Source organism: Liquorilactobacillus uvarum DSM 19971, assembly GCF_001434935.1.
In the GTDB taxonomy this organism is placed as follows: domain Bacteria; phylum Bacillota; class Bacilli; order Lactobacillales; family Lactobacillaceae; genus Liquorilactobacillus; species Liquorilactobacillus uvarum.
This window is the reverse complement of the sequence record NZ_AZEG01000129.1, coordinates 1-314: the sequence shown is the minus strand read 5'-3', so window position 1 is coordinate 314 and position 314 is coordinate 1. Positions and strand designations below refer to the sequence as shown.

At 40.8% G+C, this 314-nt stretch carries 1 protein-coding gene; it reads right to left on the bottom strand.

The annotated features are described in order from the left end of the window. Positions 1-14: 14 nt before the first annotated feature. The coding region (locus FD20_RS12775; protein ID WP_143143073.1) for an IS30 family transposase at positions 15-314 on the bottom strand (300 nt) is incomplete at its 5' end.

Genomic DNA, 314 nt, shown 5'->3' with positions numbered 1-314 from the left:
GGTAGATTGCAAATTTAATCCGAATTTTTGGACAAATTTGTCAGCATAACCTGATACGGTGTTTGCCAGTCGAGTATTTTAAGCGGTCGCTGGTTAATTTGGAGTAACGTCGTCGTTAAATCTTGAGCACTAATGTGCTCAAAACGAGTCCCTTTAGGATAAAAATAACGTAAATTCCGATTAAAGCGTTCATTACTACCACGTTCAGCTGGAGTATAAGCATGGCAGTAATAGGTCTTAATACCATATTGTGATTCAAGTGATACTAGCCCACTAAACTCAGTGCCACGGTCCACAGTAAAGCTGTGCACCGG